This window comes from Oleiphilus sp. HI0132 (assembly GCF_001635845.1).
Genome location: NZ_LWGJ01001764.1, coordinates 1 through 743, shown reverse-complemented (window position 1 = coordinate 743; position 743 = coordinate 1). Strand labels below are relative to the sequence as shown.

General features: G+C 42.4%; 1 protein-coding gene and 1 pseudogene. Both read right to left on the bottom strand.

The features are described from left to right. On the bottom strand, positions 1–325 hold a 325-nt coding region (locus tag A3766_RS26900; RefSeq protein WP_231883007.1), incomplete at its 3' end, for an LON peptidase substrate-binding domain-containing protein. 243 nt (positions 326–568) lie between these two features. Continuing rightward, a pseudogene (locus tag A3766_RS31665) lies at positions 569–743 on the bottom strand (ATP-dependent Clp protease ATP-binding subunit ClpX); the annotation flags it as partial.

Sequence of the window (743 nt, the reverse complement as noted above, 5' to 3'; positions counted from 1 at the left end):
GGTGAGACTCTTCCAGCTCACTCTTTTTTGCTGACAAGAACTCTTCTGAAGCAACCCGATCAACACTGACTCGGTACTCACCTTCGATCAGCACTTTAACCGTACCATCGGGCAGCTTTAACATTTGCAATATATTTGCAACCGTACCAACGGAATATAATTCATCGATTGACGGATCGTCTTCGATGGCAGTTTTTTGTGTGAGTAAGAGAAGCTTCTTGTCAGAAGCCATGGCCGCTTCAAGCGCCATAATAGACTTTTCTCTACCAACGAAAAGAGGAATCACCATATGCGGAAAGACAACGACATCCCTCAAGGGCAACATGGGGATATGGCCTTCCGGCGCAGTTATCACGATATCTTTTTCAACGCTTTCTGATTCCGTGCTTTTATCTTGATCAGACATACAATTCCTCAATCACAAATAGATGCTTTGACTCATAAGTGGGGCTATATTTTTTAAATACAAGACAAACCGGGCGAGAATATTAGAACTTTTCCATATCAGCCAGGTAAAAAAAAACCATGCCCACCTTCATGGACATGGTTTTATCGATTTTAGTCGAACTTAGCTGTCAGGCAAGGCTTTTGCCTGTTCACCATTATCGTAGATCTTGATCGGTTCAGACTCACCATTGATGGTATTTTCATCAATAACAACCTTGCTTATGCCCGACTCGGATGGAATGTGATACATAGTATCGAGTAAAACATTCTCCAAAATCGACCTTAAGCCACGAGCA